The following is an 18,388-nucleotide window of genomic DNA, read 5'->3' on the forward strand; positions in this document are numbered from 1 at the left end:
AGCAGGAGCGGGAGCTGCGCACTGTCCGCACGAGGCGGGCTCGTGGGAGGTTCAAGGTCCGATGACAGAGACATAAGGGGGCCGCATGCGCATCTCTGTTCTGGGGTCTTTGGAAGCCGAATTGAAGGGCGTCCCGATCCTGCCCACCGCGGCGAAGCCGCGCCAGATCCTGGCACTGCTCGCCATCTACGCCAACCAGGTCCTGCCGGTGTCCGCGCTGATGGAGGAGATCTGGGGCGACGCCCCGCCCCGCAGCGCGCTCACCACGCTGCAGACCTACATCCTCCAGCTCAGGCGCTGCATGGAGAAGGCACTCGACGGAGAGCCCGGCGGCTCCAAGGAACTGCTGCTGACCCGGCACGGGGGATACCTCCTGCACACCGAGCCCGGCAGCATCGACGCCCACGAGCACGACCGGCTGTCCGCCCTGGGCCAGCGGGCCTTCGACCGCGGCGAGCACGCCCAGGCCGCGGAGCTGTTCCGCCAGGCCCTCGCCCTGTGGCGGGGCCCGGCCCTGGTCGACGTGCGCACCGGCCCGCTGCTGGAGATCGAGGCGATGCGCCTGGAGGAGAGCCGGCTGGGCGTGCTGGAGCGGCGCATCGACGTCGAGCTCAGGCTCGGTCGGCACGGCGAACTGCTCACCGAGCTCACCGCGCTCGCCGCCCGCCATCCGCTGCACGAGGGACTGCACGCCCAGTCCATGGTGGCCTTCTACCGGGCCGGACGGCCCTCCGCGGCGCTGGACGTCTTCCAGAACCTGCGGACCCGTCTGGTGGAGGAGCTGGGCATCGAGCCCTCGCAGCGCCTGCAGCAGCTGCAGCGGGCCGTCCTCGGAAGCGACCCGGCGCTGGACGTCGACGCCGGGACCGGGCGGGTGCTCGACCGCTTCGCCAGATAACCCCAGGGAGGAACTGTGCGTGTGCTCTTCTCGGCGGGCCTCGGCATGCCGGCGGCACTGCGCCTGGTGTTGCTCGCGAGGGAACTGCAGTCGGCCGGCCACGAGGTCCGTTTCTGTGCCCCGGCCCGGACCCGCCACCGCGTGGTCCGGGCCGGGCTCGTCCCGGTCCTGGCCGCGCCGCGGCGCTTCAGCCGGGCCTGGCGGCCCGACCTGGTGGTCCACGATCCCCTGTGCCCGGAGGCCACCGACATGGCGGCCGAGTCCGGGGTGCCCAGCATCGGCTATCTGCCCTACGCCCACCCGCCGCTGTCGCCGCGGCCCACCGTCTGGATCGACCCCTGCCCCCCGCTGCTGCGGGACCGGCCGGAGCCCGACGCCTGGCAGGTGCGCTGCGACGCCTACGAACTGCCCGCGCAGCCGGTGCCCTGGCTCACCGAGCTGTCACTGCGTCCACGCGTGTGCATCACCGGGATGCCCGGCGGGACCGGGCCCGCCGACCGGCGCCGGGCCCGGCTCTTCGGCCGGGTCGCCGAGGGCGTGGAAAGCCTCGGCCTGCAGGTGGCCGTGCTGAGGGGCGAGGACCATCCCTGGAGCGTGGTGCTGCGGGGCAGCGTCCTGGTCGTCCACGGCGGGGACGAGGGCATCGTGTACGCGGCCGCCCGGTACGGGGTCTCCCAGCTGGTGCTGCCGGCGGGCCCGGAGGAATGGGCGGCGGGCAAGCGCCTGGAGCGGGCCGGCATCGGCCGCTGCCTGACCGAGGACGAACTGGCGGGCGACTCCACCATGCTGCGGCTGCGTTTCCACATCGCCGAGCTGGTCAACGGCGGCCGGGTGCTGCCCGCGGCCGCGCAACTGGGCCGGAGCATCGCCCGGATGCCGCAGCCCGCCGACCTCGTCCCCGGCATCGAGGCACTGCTGCGGTGAACCCGCCCCCGAAGCGGGCACGTTGACGGGCCCGCGCCGCCGGGGGAGGTACGGCGCGGGCCCGTCGTCCAGGGGGAGACCCCAGTGTGCCGACCGGGCCTGGAGGGCGGCTGGAACCGGGGTCGGCAGACCGCAAGGCCCCTCAGCGCGCCCCGTCGGAGCGGTCCGAGGTCAGCTGCGGCGGCACCGTCCAGGCCAGACCGGCCGACTCGTAGGAGGTCGCGGGGCCGATCCAGGGGTCCTCGCCGTGGATGTCGAGGAGCTGCTCGCGCAGCCACCGGTCGAAGGGGTGCTCCGACTGCGCCCAGCGCTTGCGGGTGCGCTCCGGGTCCGCCGTCTCGAAGTGCACGATCACGTGGTCGCCGTCGGGCCGCGGGTCGATGCGCAGCACCTCGCCGGTGATGCCCAGCCGGCGCCGGGACGCCTCGTACTCGCGCAGCCGCGGGCCCTGCAGCTCCTCGACCAGCCGCTGCCAGGCCAGGGGCTTGCCGGGCTTGAGCGGCACGGTCCGCGTCACGGTCCGGGCCCCCTCCACCGCGCGCCGGCGGCCCTTGCGCGGCGCCAGCATCCGCAGCCCGAGCGCGGCGAACATGTTCGACGCCACGTTGTGCTCCCAGCGTTCGGCGATCTTCCCCTCCTCGTCGAACCGCCAGATGACGATGCCGACGGACAGGAACGAACGGCCGGTGGGCGCGATGCCCAGCAGCTCGCCCAGGTGGGTGCCGCGCCAGGTGTTGTGGATGACGACCATGTCGTCGTGGGCGCTGATGTCCTCGATGGTGACGTGGAAGTCGGGGAACGCCTCACGCAGTCCGGCGATGGTGTACTTCACGCCCTCGGCGCCCTCCGGCGCCCCGGGCAGGCCGGCGTGGTCGACGATGTCCGGCCGGTAGTGCTCGTCCACGAGCGAGGCGTCGCCCTGGTTGACGAACTCGGCGAAGACGCGCCGGATCGTCGCCTTGTTGCGTTCCTGGGCGTTGTCCCACAGTCCTCGCGCCGGGTCGGTGGTGGTCGCGGTGGTCACAACAGCTGTCCTCTCGTCGTCGGTCGGATACGCACGTGCTCACACCGAGGCGGTGGCGCCGGACTTCCATCGCGTGCCGTAGGCGACGTGGTCACGTTCGGTGGACTGGAAGGTCTTGTTCCAGGTCAGTGCCATGAACCGGTCGCGCAGCCAGACGGCGGCCGGGTTGTGCAGGGAGCCGAGCACGCCGATGCGGTGCGCCAGCAGCTGCATCGGCCGGGTGCGCTCCTGGCGTTCGGCCTCGTAGGCGCGCAGGGCCTGGGTGATGCCGTTCCCCGGCGAGACCAGGTGCCCGGCCAGGACCAGGCCGTCCTCGATGGCCTGGCAGGCGCCCTGCCCGATGTTGAAGCTCATCGCATGCGCGGCGTCGCCGAGCAGGGTGACCCGGCCCCGGCCCCAGACCGGGTCGGGCTTGCGGTCCAGCACGTCGCCGCGCAGGATGCTCTGCGGCACGGTGGCGTCCAGGATCTGCCGCACCCTCGGGTCGGCCCAGCCCGCATGCCGGGCCCGCAGCATGTCCAGGGTCTGCTCGGGCGTGCCCTCGTCGCGGCCGCCGGCGGGGCCGTCGGCGACGCTCATCCAGTGCACGACGCCGGGGGCGATGTCGTAGTACGTGAAGCGGGTCCCGGGGCCGAACAGGGCCTGGAAGGTGCCGGGCGGGAACTGCTCGGGGCTCAGCTCGGCGTGGCCGCGCCAGGCGATGTAGCCGGTGTAGTCGGGCGGCTGGGGGCCCAGCAGCTGGGCGCGGACGGCGGAGCGCACCCCGTCGGCGCCGATCAGCAGGTCGCCGTCCTCGGAGGTGCCGTCGGCGAAGTGGAGGCTGACCCCCTCGTCGTGCTCGGTGTAGCCGGTGACCTCGGCGCCGGTGATGACCGGCGCGGTCACGGCGTCGCGCAGGATGCCGTGCAGGTCGGAGCGGCCGATGGCGACCGTGGGCTGCCCGTAGCGCTCGATGAACTGGCCCACCGGCCAGGTGCCGATGGGCCGGCCGGCCGAGGTGGCGAAGTGGCAGGCGGCCTGGGCGGGGGCGATCGCGGAGACCTGGTCGGCGACGCCGAGGCGGTCCAGGGCGAGCATGCCGTTGGTCCAGATGTGCAGTCCGGCGCCGCCGTCGCGCAGCTGCGGCGCGCGTTCGAAGACGACGGAGTCGATGCCCTGCTGCTGGAGGGCGAGGGCGGTGGCGATGCCGCCGATCCCGCCGCCGGCGATGAGGACCCGGCGTAGGGGGCGAGGCGTCTGAGCGGACATGTGCGTTCTCCCGGAGGTCGGGGCGAAGGGCGGACGGCGGACGGCGGGTCGACGGACGAGGTGGGGGGTGACGTGGGGTGTGGGGGAGTGGGAGAGGGGGTTCAGCGGCTCAGCGCCGACATCTCCGCGTCCGGGTAGCGGTTGCCGGCCGTGACCCCGTACGGGGCGATGGCGTCGATCGCCGCCAGGACGTCGGCGGACAGCTCCAGGCCGGCCGCGGAGACGTTCTCCTCCAGGTAGGTGCGCCGCTTGGTGCCGGGGATGGCGACGACGTCCTCGCCGCGGGAGAGCACCCAGGCGAGCGCGAGGCGGACGACGGTGGTGTCGGCCGCGGCGGCCAGATCGCTGAGCTGGTCGACGACCGGCAGGTTGCGGCGGATGTTCTCGTCCTTGAACCGCGGGGCGATGCGCCGGAAGTCCAGGCCCTCGGGGATGTCGGAGGTGTCGCGGATCGTGCCGGTCAGGAAACCGCGGCCGAGCGGGCTGTAGGCCACGAAACCGATGCCCAGCTCGCGCACGGTGTCCAGCACGCCGTTGACCTCGACGTCCCGGGTGAACAGCGAGTACTCGGTCTGCACGGCGGTCAGCGGGTGCACCGCGTGCGCGCGGCGGATGGTCGCCGGCCCCGCCTCGGAGATCCCCAGGTGGCGCACCAGCCCGGCCTGCACCAGCTCGGCGAGCGCGCCGAAGCTCTCCTCCACCGGGACGTCCGGGTCGACCCGGTGCAGGTAGTACAGGTCCAGGTGGTCGGTGCCCAGCCGGCGCAAAGTCCCCTCGATCGACCGGCGGATGTAGTCGGGACGGCCGTTGATCCGCCACGTCAGCTGCCCGTCGTCGCCGATCTCGTTGCCCACCTTGGAGGCGAGCACCACCTGCTCGCGCCGCCCGGCGATGGCCCGGCCGATCAGCTCCTCGTTGGTGTACGGGCCGTACATGTCGGCCGTGTCCAGCAGATTGACCCCGAGCTCCAGCGCCCGGTCGATGGTGGCCAGCGCCTCGGCCGCGTCCGCGTTGCCGTACCCGAACGTCATGCCCATGCAGCCCAGGCCCTGGGCCGGGACGTCCAGTCCGGGCGTGCCCAGCGTGCGGTGCTTGATTGCCACGTGATTCCTCCAGGAGCTGCGCCTTTACACTGAGGCGACTTGAGAAGACTTCGAATGAGTAAGAGGGGGGCGGGGCGGGGCGGTCAGGGCGCCGGCGGGGCCTGCCAGGTCAGCGACAGGCCGGTGTAGATGTACCGGCTGGCCTCGATGCCCAGCAGCACGACCCGGTCACCGGCCTTGATGCGGCCCGAGGTCCAGCCCGCGTCCAGCGACAGCGGCACCGCGGCCGAACCGGTGGCCCCCACCTCGGCCAGGTTCTCCACGATCCGCCCGTCCAGCGCCCGGATGTCCTCGGCGGACAGCCCCGCGGACTCGAACTCGTCCGCGAAGTAGTCGGCGTTGCCCTCCGGCAGCACGATCGCGTCGAACTCGCCGAGCGCCCGGCCGTCCTTGCGGGCCATCTCCTGGATCGCCCGGACGAACACCTGCGGCCCGAACGTGGTGGTGCCGGGCACGTCGATCTTCATCTGGATCAGCTGCTTGCGGCGCAGCTGCTCGGCCTGCGGCACGTCCGTACCACCGCCGATGATCTCCATGCCGGGCTTGCGCAGACCGCCCACACAGGCGTTGACGAACGCGAACTCCTCCGCCGGCGACTCGCCCGCCGGCTCGGCCCGCAGCACCACGGCCCCCGCACCGTCACCGAAGGTGTACAGCGTCAGGCGGTCACGCATCCGCACCCGCGCCGGGTCCTTGCCCAGGAAGTGAGGCGCCAGCACCGGCGAGCCGGCCTCGCTGCCCACCACCAGCGCGGTGCGCGCGGTGCCGTCGGCCAGCTGACGCCGGGCCAGGTCCAGGGCCTGCACCCAGCCCGCGCACGCCCCGCGGATCTCGATCGCGGCGACGCTCTCCAGCCCCAGGTAGTGCTGCAGGGTGGTGGCCACGTTGGGCAGCGTGTACTCCGGCGTCGCCGTGCACACCACGATCAGGTCGAGCTCCTCGGGCTCCACCCCGGCCCGCTCAAGGGCCTGCCGGGAGGCCCGCTCGGCCATCCGGCTGTTGTTGATCCGGTGCTCGCCGGTGACCGGGTCGATCATCCAGTACCGGGTCTTGACCTGGATGCCCTCCAGCACGTCGTCCGGCAGCGGCCCGACGTACTTCTCCAGCGTGGCGTTGTCCAGCGGCTCACCGGGCACATAGGCACCGGTGGAAAGGATCTTCACATCGTACGCGGTGGTCATCGAGCGGACTCCGTTGCGGAAAGAGGGACGGGGGACAGGACGAGCGAGGTGTGGGTGCCGCCCAGGGAGGAGCTGTTGACCAGGACCGGACGCCGGTCCCCGCCGGCGCGCCAGGCGCCGACGGCCAGCACCGCCGACAGCTGGGCGCCCGCGCCGACCGGCTCGCCGAGCACCCGCTTGGGGGCCTCGACACGCACCCCGCCCGGCCCGAACACCCGCTCCACCGCGGCCTGCTCGGGACGGTCGGCGGCCGCCAGACCCGCCGCGCTCGCCCACACCGATCCGACGTCCCGCGGCGTGAGCCCGGCACGGTCCAGCGCCTGGCGCATCGCCCGCTCCACCCCGTCACCCGACGCGTCCCAGCGGCCGATGCCGCACGCGTCCGAGGCGGTCGCATGCCCCAGCACCACGGCGTGGATCGTCGCGCCGCGCCGCTCGGCGCTCGACCGGCGCTCCAGCACCAGCGCGATGCCGGCCTCGGCGAGCGTGTACCGCCGCCCGGCGGCCGACCCGAACAGCGGGATGCCGCGGTAGGCGGCCAGCGTGGCCGGCGAGAACGCCTCCACCGCCGGCACCAGCAGCCGCTCGGCCCGCCCGGCCCGCAGCAGGTCGTAGGCCACCCCCAGCGCCGCCGCGCCCGCCGCATGCCCCGACGTCAGCGTCGAGGTGGGCCCCTTGGTGCCCAGCGCCATGGCGACATGGCCGGCCGCACCGCTGTACACGGTGTTGGTGAACACCGCCGGGTTCGCCTCCTTCGCGCCCTCGGACAGCACCGGAACGGTGAACCGCTCGCTGCTCTCCATCGGCCCGATCGCGGTGCCCAGCACCACACCGGTCGCGGCCAGCGCCTCGGCGTCGCCCTCCGCGCCCGCCGCGCCCAGCGCGGCCCGGCACGAGGCGACGGCCAGCTGGGAGACCTTGTCCATGCGCCGGCGCTCCCGGGGCGTGCCGACGACCGAGCGGTCGAACTCCACCCGGGCCACCCGCAGCCCGTCCTCGGCCACGCCCTGCTCCACCCCGGCCGCGTACGCCTCCCACAAGGCCTCCGGCCCCTCACCGGCCGAGGTGATCACACCGAACCCGGTCACCACCACGTCGTCCGCGCCCACCGCGGGAGCCGGCGCACCTCGCCCGCCGGGCCGGGCGAAGGCGACGGTCGCGTTCGCGCCGGCGAACCCGAAGTTGTTCGACAGCGCGGTCTCCAGGACCATCGGCCGGCCCGTGCCGGCCACCGGGTCCAGACCGCACTGCGGATCGACCTGCGTGAACGACGCCGTGGGCGGCGCCACCTGGTCGCGCAGGGCCAGCGCCGTGACGATGCCCTCCACCGCGCCGGCCGCGCCCAGCAGATGACCGATCATCGACTTGGTGCTGGACAGCGCGACCTTCTCGGCCGCCCCGCCCAGCGCGGCACGCACCGCGTTGCTCTCCGCCGAGTCGTTCTTCTCCGTGCCCGTGCCGTGCCCGTTGACGTACCGGATGTCGTCGGGGGCCAGCCCCGAGGAGGCCAGCGCCGCCCGGATCGCCCGCGCCGCGCCCTCGCCCTCCGGGTGCGGAGCCGTCGGATGGTGGCCGTCGGCCGACAGGCCGTAGCCCAGCACCTCGGCCACCACCGGTGCGCCGGTGCGCTCGGCCGCCTCCTTCGACAGCAGCACGAGCATCCCGCCGCCCTCGCCCAGCGTCAGCCCCGACCGGTCCTTCGAGTACGGGGCCGCCGGCTTGGGGGAGAGCGACCACAGACTGCTGAACCCGGCGAACGCCGACTCGGTGAAGGCGTCACTGCCGCCCACCAGCATCGCGTCGGCCGCCCCCGCCCGGATCACCTCCAGGGCATGGGCGAGCGCATGGGCACTGGCGGCACACGCCGTGTTCGCGCTGAACACCGGCCCCTTCAGGCCGAAAGCGGCCGACAGCGCCTCCGCACCGGCCTGCGGCGGCACGAAGGTGTAGCGCCGCCAGTCCGGCGTGCCGCCCTCCTGCACCTCGCGCAGCGCCAGCTCGGCACTGCGCCAGCCACCGTGACAGGTGCCGTAGGCCACCCCCCACCGCTCGGCCGGGATGTCCGCGCCCACCCGCAGGCGCGAGGCGGCCATCGCCTCCTCGGCGGCCACCAGCGCGAAATCGACCGCACGGTCACGCGCCTGCGAGCCCGCGGCGTAGTCGTACACCGGCGCGCACGCTTCGGTGATCTCGCCGCCCAGCGTGGTCTGGTAGTGGTCCATGGGCAGGCCGCGCACGGGCGAGATCGCCACCCGCCCGGCGCGCACCGCCTCCCACAGGACCTCGGCCGAACCGCCGTGCGGGGTGATCGCCCCCACGGAGGCGACCACCACGCCGACGGGCTGATCGGGAACGTCACTCATCGCGTCTGCTTCCTTCTCTGCACGGGGCCGCTCGGCCCGCTCACACCGGCCGGGACAGGGTCAGGGCCACGGCCTGCCCCTCGATGCCCCGGGCCAGCGCCATCGCATGGGCGGGCCTGGTCTCGCGGGCACCGCCGCGGACATGGTCCAGGGCGCATGCCGGGTCGGGATCGTCGAGGTTGAGCGTCGCGGGCACCACCCCGTGGTGCAGCGCCAGCGCGGACACCGCCGCGTTCAGCGCACCGCCGCCGCCGACCAGATGACCGGTCTGCGGCTTCGGCGTGCTCACCGGCACCGAGGAGACCGCCTCGCCCAGCGCGGCCCGCAGCGCGACGGCCTCGCTCACGTCGCCCAGCCGGGTCCCCGACCCGTCCGAGGCGATGTAGCCCAGGTCCCCGGCCGACAGCCGGGCGTCCTCCAGCGAACGCCGCACCGCCCGGGCAAGACCGCGGCCCTGCGGGTCCGCCGCCGGCGGCGTGCGCCCGTCGTGCCCGGCCCCGTACCCGGTGATCTCGGCGTAGATCCGGGCCCCGCGCGCCAGCGCCGCCTGCTTCTCCTCCAGCACCAGCAGCGCCGCGCCCTCCCCGGGCAGCCCGCCGCTGCGGTCCCGGTCGTAGGGCCGGTAGGCCTGCTGCCCCCGCTCGTTGCGGGTGGTCAAGATCCCCAGCCGGTCCAGCAGCGTCATCGACCACCAGCTGGTGGCGTCGTCGTAGCCGCCGGCGAGCGCCACGTCCGCGTCCCCGCGGCGCACCGCGCGCATGGCCCGGCCGATCGCGGTGGCGCCGGCGTCCGCGTACCCGGCGAAGAACGTGCTGGAACCCCGGATGCCGTAGGTCTGCGAGATGGTGAACACCGCGCCGGCCGGCAGCCCCTCGACGAAGAACAGCGGCGGCATGATGACATCACCGTGCCGGGCCAGGTGCTCCAGGTCGGCCGTGCCGTCCGGGCGGCGGATCACCTTCAGTTCCTCGATCAGCTGCTCCATGCGGCCCAGCGACTTGTTGCCGCCCAGATACAGGCCCGTGCGGTAGCCCAGCTCGCCGCCGCCGGACTGCTTGTGCGCCAGGCCCGCGTCGTCCAGCGCGATCCGCGCCGCGGCCATCGCCAGGCGGTCGCCGCGGTTGACGGTGCGCAGCTGACGCTTGGTGGCGTACTTGGTGGCGTCGAAGTCGGCGATCTCACCACCGAGCCGGGTCTGCAGCGGCGACGGATCGTACGCCTCGATCGGCCCGATGCCGCTCTCGCCGGCCACCAGCGCCTTCCAGTTGGCCTCCGGGCCCTCGCCCAGGGCGGTCACCAGGCCGATGCCGCTGATGACGACCTGACGTCCGCTGCCGCTCATCGCGCTCCTCCGTGTCGCTGTCGGCTGGTCATCGCTTCTCCTCGTAACGCCCCACGACCAGACCGACGTTGGTGCCGCCGAACGCGAACGCGTTGACCAGGGCGTGCCGCACCTCCTGCCGGCGCGCCGTGTTCGGCACGAAGTCCAGGCCCAGGCGCCTGTCGGGCGTCTCCTGGTTGATGGTCGGCGGCACCACCCCGTGGTTGATCGCCCCCACCGCGGTCAGCAGGCTCAGCGCCGCCGACGCCGCCGTCAGGTGGCCGGTCATCGACTTCGGCGAGCTGATCAGCAGCCGCTCGGCGGCGTCCCCGAACACCTTCCTGATCGCCGTGGTCTCCGACAGGTCGTTGCCCGGGGTGCTGGTGCCGTGCGCCACGACGTAGTCGATGTCGCCCGGCTCCAGACCGGCGTCCGCGATCGCCGCCGCGATCGACTCGATCGCACCGCTGCCGTCCGGCGGGGAGTCCGTCATTCGCCAGGCGTTCAGACTGGTGCCGTAGCCCAGCACCTCGGCCAGGATGTGCGCCCCGCGCGCCCGCGCCGCCTCCAGCTCCTCCAGGACCAGCACCACGCCGCCCTCACCGAGGACGAAGCCGGAACGCTGGTCGTCGAAGGGCCGGCTGGCCCGCTGCGGATCGTCGTTGTACTCCTTCGTCAGCGCGCCCAGCAGCCCGAAGCACAGCACGTCCAGCCAGGTCGTCAACGAGTCGTAGCCGCCCGCGAGCATCAGCGTCGCATCACCCTCCTGCAGGGTGCGAAACGCCTCGCCGACCGCATGCCCGGAAGCCGAGCAGGCGGTGGACACCCCCAGCATCGGGCCGGTCGCGTCCAGCATCCGGGCCATCGCCGCGGACGCGATGTTCTGGCTGTAGGCCAGCGCGTCCGACGGCGCGTAGGTGGAGAACGCGTCCGCCCGGCCGGTGGCGTCGCGCAGCGCGCCGACATCCACCAGCCACTGCAGATCCGGCCGGTCCACACACGCGCCCATGGCCACACCCATGTCCGCGCCGTCGTAGGTGTCCTTGTCCACGCCCGCGTCGCGCAGCGCCTCCCAGGCCGCGCCCACCCCGAAGGTCCCCGGCCGCAGCAGATGCCGCAGACCCACCGAGCCGGGCACCGCGTCCTCGAGGCGGAAGTCCTTCACCTCACCGGCGATCGTCACATCGAAACCGGTGGTGTCGATCGTCGTCAGCCGGCCTACCCCGCTGCGCCCCTCGACCAGTCCCCGCCAGGTGCTCGGCGCGTCGTTGCCCAGCGGCGTGACGGCGCCCACGCCGGTGATGACCACCCTGCGGCTCATCGCGGCGCCTCCGTCTCGTCAGGCCTCATGCCGTTTCGTCTCCTTCTGCTCGTGCCGTGTCCGTGGTGTGGGCGGGTGCGGTGGACGGGCCGGCCGGCCCGCACACCATGACGGCGTGCGCGACGGCCAGACCTCCGCTGTGACTCAGCGAGATGTCGATGGAGGCCATGCCCAGGGACCGGGCGACCGCCTCGACCTCTCCGTACAGCCGCACCCGGGGACGGCCGGCACGGTCGTTGACGACCTCGATGTCCGTCCACTCCATGCGCGGCCCCATGCCGGTCCCCAGGCTCTTGAGCACCGCCTCCTTGGCGGCCCAGCGGCCGGCCAGATGCTCACCGACCCGCTTGCGCCGATAGCAGTAGGCCAGCTCACGAGCGGTGAACACCCGCTCGCGCAGCTCGGGCTGAGAGCCCATCAGCTCCTCCACCCGCGACACCTCGGCCAGGTCCATACCGGTGCGCACCCGCAGCGGCGGCGGGGCGGCACTGTCCGGTGACCGCCCCGCGCCCTGCCTACGCGGCGGCCGCGGCGAGGGCGGCACGCTCGGTCACCAGGTCCGTCAGGTTCTGCACGGTGAACAGGGACAGCACCTCGTCGGCCGTGATCTTCCCGGCCAGCTCCTCCACGTCGATCTGCGGCAGCGACTTCTTCAGCTGCGCCAGGCCGACCTCGTTGATGATGTCGTTCTCGTCGGCGAACTCCTCGTCCGGTATCCCGCCCTGCAGCAGCTCGGCGATGTCCGCGACCTTGATCTTCACGTCCGCGGCCTTCTCGATCCGAAACAGCACATCGAGCAGGTCGATCGACTCCGCGTCCAGGTCGCCCAGCAGCGTGGCGTCGGGAACGACCTCCTCGAGGTCGATGCCCAGCGCGTCGGCGACCGCCTCCTGGACGATGGAGCCGAAGTCCTTGTCGTCGTACGACATGTCTCTTTCACCCTTCGTAGAATTGCTGGAGAGGAACGAACCGGGGCCCCGCGGCCCCCGGTTCGCGCGACGTCAGGACGCCACCGGCTCCGGCCACGCCTGCGGGGCCAGTTCGCCGTACAGCGCCGTGAGCCGGCGCGGGTCTCCGGTGGAGCGGGTGCGGGCCTCTTCGAGCGTGCGGCGGGCCAGCCCGCTGAGCACCCGGCCGGGCCCGATCTCGGTGTACGCGCCCACCGGGTGCCGGGCCGCCGTCCGCAGCACCTCGACCCAGCGGACCGGGCCGGTGAGCTGACGCCGCAGCAGCTCCCTGGCCTCCTCGCCCGACCCGATGTAGGTGCCGGTGACCGAACTGATCACCGGCAGCACCGGATCGGCGAACGGATGGACGGCGAGCGCCTCGGTGAACTCCTCCTCCACCGCCGACATCAGCGAGCAGTGGAACGGCGCCCCCACGTCCAGCTTCACGACCTTCTCGGCGCCGGCCTCCAGCGCCGTGCGGCCCGCCGCCTCGACGGCCCGCGCATGCCCGGAGATGACCGTCTGCAGCGGCTCGTTGTAGTTCGCGACCTGCACCAGGCCCAGCTCCCCGGCACTGCCGCAGGCCGCCAGCACCTCCTCCGCGGGCAGCCCCAGCACCGCGGCCATCGCGCCGGGCACCTCACGGGCCACCTCGCCCATCAGCCGGCCGCGCAGCCGCACCAGCTCCAGGGCCGACTCCAAGGACAGCACCCCGGCGGCCACCAGCGCCGGATACTCGCCCAGGCTGTGGCCCGCCGTCGCCGCCGGCCGGTAGCCGGCCGACCGCAAAAGCTCCCACACCGCCAGGCTGGTGACGGCGATCGCGGGCTGGGTGATCTCGGTACGGCCGAGCTCCTCGGCGCTGCCGGTCACACAGATCTGCGACAGCGGCAGCCCCAGGATCTCGTCGGCCCGGGCGAACAGCCGCCGGGCCGAGGGATGGGCGTCCAGCAGATGCCCGGCCATGCCGGGCCGCTGCGATCCCTGTCCGGGGAACATGGCCAGGCAGCCGGTGTCAGCGCCGGGGCCGGTCCAACCGGTCATCGGGCAGTCCTTTCATGGGTCGGTGCGGGGGTGCGCTGCCAGCCGGCCGCGTCCGGCGCGGCGACCTGGGGCAGCGCGCTGTGCCAGCCGGCCGGCCGGCCCCAGCGGCGCGCGGCGACCGGCAGCGGATCCTGCTCCAGGCGGGCGCCGCGCAGCGCCGCGAGCACCACCAGCAGCCCCGCCAGCTCCTCCGGTGTCGGGTTGCCCCGCAGCACCGTCAGCCCCGCGGCCTCCGGCCCGCTCACAGCGGCTCGTTCCCGTGCTTGCGCAGCGGCTGCCGGGCCCGCTTGGTCCGCAGCATGTCCAGCGACTTGATCAGCACCCGCCGGGTGTCCGCCGGGTCGATGACATCGTCGACGTGCCCGCGCTGCGCGGCCACGAACGGGTTCATCAACTGCTCGGTGTACTCGGCGATCAGCTCCTTGCGCAGCTTCTCCGGGTCCACCGCCTCACGCAGCTGACGACGGAAGATGATGTTCGCCGCGCCGTCCGCGCCCATCACGGCCGTCTGGTTCGACGGCCAGGCGAACGACAGGTCCGAACCGATCGACTTGGAGTCCATCACGATGTACGCGCCGCCGAACGCCTTGCGCAGGATCACCTGCACCCGCGGCACGGTCGCCTCGCAGTACGCGTACAGCAGCTTCGCCCCGCGCCGGATGATCGCGTTGTGCTCCTGGTCGGTCCCGGGCATGAACCCCGGCACGTCCACCAGCGTCACCAGCGGGATGTTGAACGCGTCGCAGGTGCGCACGAACCGGGCGGCCTTCTCCGAGGAGTCGATGTCCAGCACCCCCGCCATCGCGGCCGGCTGGTTGCCCACGATGCCCACCGTGTGACCGTCCAGACGCGCCAGCGCGCACACGATGTTCTGCGCCCAGTTCTCCTGGACCTCCAGGTAGTCGCCGTCGTCGACGATGTGCCCGATGACCGTCCTGATGTCGTACGGCGTCCGGTCGTCGACCGGCACCAGCTTCAACAGCTCCTCGCACCGCCGGTCCGGATCGTCCGCCGGCCGGACGTAGGGAGCCGTCTCGGCGTTGTTCGACGGCAGGTACGACAGCAGCTCGCGCACGCTCTCGAAGCAGAACTCCTCGTCCGGCGCCACGAAACTCGCCACACCGGTGCGGTTGCCGTGCGTGTACGCCCCGCCGAGCTCCTCGTGCGTGACCTTCTCGCCCGTCACCGCCTGCACCACGTCCGGCCCGGTGATGAACATGTTGGCCATGCCCTCCACCATGAACGTGAAGTCGGTCAGCGCCGGCGAGTACACCGCGCCGCCCGCACACGAGCCGAGCACCACACTGATCTGCGGCACCACGCCCGAGGCACGCACGTTGCGGGCGAACAGCTTCCCGAAACCGGCCAGCGCGTCGATGCCCTCCTGGATCCGGGCACCGCCGCCGTCGTTGAGACCGACGACCGGCGCGCCGACGGAGTCGGCGAAGTCGAGCAGCTGATGGATCTTCGCGGCGAACGTCGCACCCAGCGCGCCGCCACGGACCCGGGCGTCATGGGCGAAGACGAAGACCGTACGGCCGTCGATCTCGCCCCAGCCCGTGATCACACCGTCGCCCTCGGGATGCGAGTCCTCCATCCCGAAGCCCACCGCCCGGTGCTCGGCGAACAGCCCCAGCTCGGTGAACGTGCCCGGGTCGAGCAGTTTCTCGATCCGCTGGCGGGCCAGCAGCTTTCCCTTGGAGAGATGCCGGGCGTCGGCGTCCGGGTCATGCCCGAAGTGTGCCTGCGCCCTGCGGGTGGCGAGCTCGTCGGCCAGTTCGGCCATCGTCGGTGCGCGCGCCGGTACCGGGGGACGGCGTTCCATGTCGGTCCTGCCGAGGTCCGGCAGCACGGCCTGGGGAGTGTCCGGAGGCGTCATTGCGGTCCCACTCCTTCCTGCCCTGTCGCGTAGGTGGCTTCGGATACGACTCTCCGCCACCCCCATGGGCGCGGGACTGGAGCGCGTCTTGACCGAGGGTGTAACCCCAGGTGAGCCCCCTCAGACCGACAGGTGCACGGCCGCCTCCAGCACGCCCGACCGCCCGGCGTCCAGCTCCTGGGCGAAGCTGCGCTGCAGCCCGTCGAGCCGGTAACGCGTGGGCAGATCGGCCCTCGCCGGCGCGGCCACACTCAGGAAATGCGCCTCCACCAGCTGCTCACAGGCGTCCTCGACGGCCGCGAAGTCCTTCCCCAGCACCGGGCACGCCCGGTGCGCGTCGAACTCGGCCACCGGCAGGTGCCCCAGACACCGCAACGCCTCCCGGGCGTCCTCGGGCAGCGCGTTGTACGAGGCGGTGAAACTGGCCCGCACGCTCAGCGAACTGTGCGCCAGCTCGTCCAGCCGCCGCCCCTGGTCGCTCAGCCGCTCCGCGTACCGGCTCAGCGACCAGTGCGGGCGGGTGTTGAGCCGCGCGGCCGCGGCCCGCAGCGCCAGCGGCAGCCCCCCGCAGTACCGGGCGATCGCGGCCGCCGCGGCCGGCTCCCGCTCCACCCGCTCCGCCCCCAGCATCCGGGCCAGCAGCCGCACGCTGTGACCGTGCGGCAGATCCGGCAGATGCAGCGCCCGGGCGCCCAGCGGCGTACTGAGCCGGCCCCGGCTGGTGACCAGCACCGCCACCTCCGCACTGCCCGGCAGCAACGGCAGCACCTGCGCGTCGTCGACCGCGTCGTCCAGCGTCAGCAGCAGCCGCCGCCCCGCCAGCGCCAGCCGGTACACCTCGCCGCGCTCGTCGGGATCGGCCGGAAGCCGGTCGGGATCCGTCCCCAGCACCCGCAGCAGCCGGCCCATCACCGCGTACGGATCCGCCGCCCGCGCACCACTGCCCCGCAGCGCCGCGTACAACTGCCCGTCGGGGAACGCCGACCGCAGCCGGTGCCCCAGCCGCACCGCCAGCGCCGTCTTGCCGACCCCGCCCCCGCCCACCACCACGACCGCCGGCGGCTGCGAGGCCGTGGGCTGCGTCAACGCCCGCTGCACCACGTCGAGTTCACGCTCACGCCCGGTGAAATCGGGCAGATCCAGCGGCAGCATCTGCGGCACCGGCACACCGGGCCGCTCACGCTCGACCACCCGCACCGCACCGGCACCGGACCCGGCCGCACCCTGCGGCCCACCGCCGCCCCGCTCGGCCGGCAACACCGGATCGGCCACCTCACCGCGCAGGATCGTCTCGTACAGCCGCTGCAGCCGCCGCGACGGATCCGTCCCCAGCTCCTTGGCGATCAGCCGCCGCATCGACTGGTAGTACTCCAGCGCGTCGACACTGCGCCCCTCCCGGTACAGCGCCAGCATCAGACGCTCGCACAGCTGCTCGGACAGCGGATCGGTCAGCAGCGCGGCCCGCAGCTCCGCGAGCACCACACCGGGACGCCCCAGCCGGATCTCGGCATCGGCCCACTGACTGAGCGCCTCGTGATGCGACTGCCGCAGCGTCTCGCGCAACCGGGCCGCCCAGTCGCCCTGCATCCCGCCCAGCGCGTCGCCCCGCCACATGTGCAGCGCCTGCTGCAGCAGCGCACTGCGTTCCTGATCGCCAAGACCCTCCTGCTGCGCACGCTTCACCAGCCGCCGGAACCGCACCAGGTCCACCGTGCCCGGATCGGCCGAAACCTGATACCCGGCCGGGGTCCGCACCAGACCGATCGGCTCGGCAAGACCGGCCGACGCACGGGCCAGCGCCCGCCGCAGCCGGGTGATGTACGTGTGGACCACATTGCGGACCCCCGCCGGCGGCTGGTCCCCCCACACCCGGTCCACCAGGGCCTCCAGCGGCACCGGCCGTTCCGGATCGACCAGCAGGACACCGAGAATGCTGCGTTGTCGTGCGGGGCCCAGATCGGCCAGGGCACTGCCCGTCCAGAGTTCTATCGATCCCAGTATCCGGAGCTCCATCGAAGATCACCCGTATCCCTTCAGTGTCCGGAAAACTAACCCCGCCCGGTGCAGCGCCCCTTGATTCCCGCTCTGCCGCCGCCGGCCCCCCACCGGCACGACCACGCACGTCACCCGCCCCGCGGAACACTCCACGGGGCGGGTGAGGGGGCAGCGCGTTTCGCACCGGCTGGAACCCGCCGCCGGGCCCCCGCCTCCGGCAGGCCCGTACGGCGCACCGGTCGCCCTACGCGGGCTGGGGCGCCGTCCAGCCGGCGAGGAGCCGCAGGGAGCGGGCGGTGGGGGAGCCGGGCTCGACGTTGTAGACGCACAGCGTCTGGTCGGTGTCGCCGGGGACCTGGAAGGACTCGTAGGAGAAGGACAGGTCGCCGACGAGGGGATGGCGGTAGTGCTTGGCGCCGTACGTCCGGCGCAGCACCCGGTGATCGTTCCACCAGGTGGAGAACTCCGGCGACTTCACGGTCAGTTCACCGATGAGGTCGGCGAGCCGGCGGTCGTGGGCCTCGCGCCCGGCCTCCAGCCGCAGGACGGCGACGGTCTCGGCGGCGATCCGCTCCCAGTCGCCGACACGTGAGCGGACCTCGGGGTCCAGCAGGTAGTAGCGGGCCAGGTTGCGCCGCGGCGCGGGCAGCGCCTCGAAGTCGGTCAGGACCTCACGGGCCAGCCGGTTGGAGGCCAGGACGTCGGTACGGCGGCCGAGGACGAAGGCGGGCACGTGTTCCAGGGTCTGCAGCATCAGGTGCAGGCCGGGGCGCACCCGCTGCGGCCCGGCCGGGGCGCGCCGGACCCGCGCGGGCCGGTCCAGCAGATCGGTGAAGTGCTCGCGCTCGGCGGCATCCAGCCGCAGGGCGCGGACGAGGGCCTCGCGGACCTCCGGGGAGGGATTCTGCGCCCGGCCCTGTTCGAGCCGGGTGTAGTACTCGATGCTGACCCCGGCCAGCCCGGCGACCTCGGCACGGCGCAGCCCGGGCACACGCCGCGCGCGCCCGTCGTCGGGCAGCCCGGCCTGGGAGGGCGTCACCCGGGCCCGGCGGGTGCGCAGGAAATCGGCGAGCTCGCGACCACGGTCGTCCATGCCTCCCAGTGTGACGGCCGGGGGCGGGCCCCACGGGGGCGAAGGTG

At 73.3% G+C, this 18,388-nt stretch carries 16 protein-coding genes; 2 read left to right on the forward strand and 14 right to left on the reverse strand.

The features are described 5' to 3' along the window. Positions 1-85: 85 nt before the first annotated feature. Both ACH4TP_RS32005 and ACH4TP_RS32010 read left to right on the forward strand, forming a co-directional pair. Entirely contained in the window at positions 86-898 is an 813-nt protein-coding gene (locus tag ACH4TP_RS32005) for a BTAD domain-containing putative transcriptional regulator (RefSeq protein ID WP_389234839.1), read from the forward strand. Between the two features lie 15 nt (positions 899-913). After that, complete coding sequence (locus ACH4TP_RS32010; protein ID WP_398190578.1) at positions 914-1,822, forward strand: glycosyltransferase; 909 nt, start codon at positions 914-916, stop codon at positions 1,820-1,822. Between the two features lie 142 nt (positions 1,823-1,964). Here the strand turns inward: ACH4TP_RS32010 and ACH4TP_RS32015 are convergent, their stop codons facing one another. From ACH4TP_RS32015 to ACH4TP_RS32080, 14 genes are all read right to left on the reverse strand, one after another. Beyond that, positions 1,965-2,846 (reverse strand): ester cyclase, encoded by an 882-nt coding sequence (locus tag ACH4TP_RS32015; protein ID WP_398190581.1) that lies wholly within the window; start codon positions 2,844-2,846, stop codon positions 1,965-1,967. Positions 2,847-2,885: 39 nt separating this feature from the next. Continuing rightward, complete coding sequence (locus tag ACH4TP_RS32020) at positions 2,886-4,094, reverse strand: FAD-dependent oxidoreductase (protein ID WP_389234849.1); 1,209 nt, start codon at positions 4,092-4,094, stop codon at positions 2,886-2,888. Between the two features lie 101 nt (positions 4,095-4,195). Then, positions 4,196-5,191: an aldo/keto reductase gene (locus ACH4TP_RS32025; RefSeq protein ID WP_389234998.1), complete on the reverse strand. Its 996-nt coding sequence runs from the start codon at positions 5,189-5,191 to the stop codon at positions 4,196-4,198. A gap of 89 nt (positions 5,192-5,280) precedes the next feature. Next, complete coding sequence (locus ACH4TP_RS32030) at positions 5,281-6,378, reverse strand: 3-oxoacyl-ACP synthase III family protein (RefSeq protein ID WP_398190584.1); 1,098 nt, start codon at positions 6,376-6,378, stop codon at positions 5,281-5,283. Then, positions 6,375-8,741, reverse strand: a complete 2,367-nt coding sequence (locus ACH4TP_RS32035) for a beta-ketoacyl synthase N-terminal-like domain-containing protein (RefSeq protein ID WP_398439881.1) — start codon at positions 8,739-8,741, stop codon at positions 6,375-6,377. The genes ACH4TP_RS32030 and ACH4TP_RS32035 overlap by 4 nt, the downstream gene beginning before the upstream one ends. Before the next feature lie 40 nt (positions 8,742-8,781). Continuing rightward, positions 8,782-10,083, reverse strand: coding sequence for a beta-ketoacyl-[acyl-carrier-protein] synthase family protein (locus ACH4TP_RS32040; RefSeq protein ID WP_389234856.1), 1,302 nt, complete (start codon positions 10,081-10,083; stop codon positions 8,782-8,784). Positions 10,084-10,111: 28 nt separating this feature from the next. Then, positions 10,112-11,371 carry a beta-ketoacyl-[acyl-carrier-protein] synthase family protein gene (locus tag ACH4TP_RS32045; protein WP_398439882.1) on the reverse strand — a complete coding sequence of 420 codons (1,260 nt, stop codon included), beginning with the start codon at positions 11,369-11,371 and terminating at the stop codon, positions 10,112-10,114. A 37-nt stretch (positions 11,372-11,408) separates the two neighbouring features. Continuing rightward, entirely contained in the window at positions 11,409-11,837 is a 429-nt protein-coding gene (acpS, locus tag ACH4TP_RS32050; RefSeq protein ID WP_398190591.1) for a holo-ACP synthase, read from the reverse strand. A gap of 61 nt (positions 11,838-11,898) precedes the next feature. Continuing rightward, the gene (locus tag ACH4TP_RS32055; protein WP_389234864.1) at positions 11,899-12,312 is read right to left on the reverse strand and encodes an acyl carrier protein; all 414 of its coding nucleotides are present in this window, start codon (positions 12,310-12,312) and stop codon (positions 11,899-11,901) included. A 72-nt stretch (positions 12,313-12,384) separates the two neighbouring features. Next, a complete protein-coding gene (gene fabD / locus ACH4TP_RS32060) occupies positions 12,385-13,374 on the reverse strand; it encodes an ACP S-malonyltransferase (protein ID WP_389234867.1) in 990 nt (329 codons plus the stop codon). Continuing rightward, positions 13,371-13,619, reverse strand: coding sequence for an acyl-CoA carboxylase subunit epsilon (locus tag ACH4TP_RS32065; RefSeq protein WP_398439883.1), 249 nt, complete (start codon positions 13,617-13,619; stop codon positions 13,371-13,373). Before ACH4TP_RS32065 ends, fabD begins: the two co-directional genes overlap by 4 nt. Further along, on the reverse strand, positions 13,616-15,199 hold the full coding sequence (locus ACH4TP_RS32070) for an acyl-CoA carboxylase subunit beta (RefSeq protein ID WP_398439913.1): 1,584 nt from the start codon (positions 15,197-15,199) through the stop codon (positions 13,616-13,618). Before ACH4TP_RS32070 ends, ACH4TP_RS32065 begins: the two co-directional genes overlap by 4 nt. 174 nt (positions 15,200-15,373) lie before the next feature. Next, a complete protein-coding gene (locus ACH4TP_RS32075) occupies positions 15,374-17,266 on the reverse strand; it encodes a BTAD domain-containing putative transcriptional regulator (protein WP_398439884.1) in 1,893 nt (630 codons plus the stop codon). A 226-nt stretch (positions 17,267-17,492) separates the two neighbouring features. Beyond that, the gene (locus tag ACH4TP_RS32080) at positions 17,493-18,341 is read right to left on the reverse strand and encodes a helix-turn-helix transcriptional regulator (protein ID WP_398439885.1); all 849 of its coding nucleotides are present in this window, start codon (positions 18,339-18,341) and stop codon (positions 17,493-17,495) included. Between the last annotated feature and the right edge of the window lie 47 nt (positions 18,342-18,388).

It is taken from the genome of Streptomyces sp. NPDC021012 (assembly GCF_044333355.1).
In the GTDB taxonomy this organism is placed as follows: domain Bacteria; phylum Actinomycetota; class Actinomycetes; order Streptomycetales; family Streptomycetaceae; genus Streptomyces.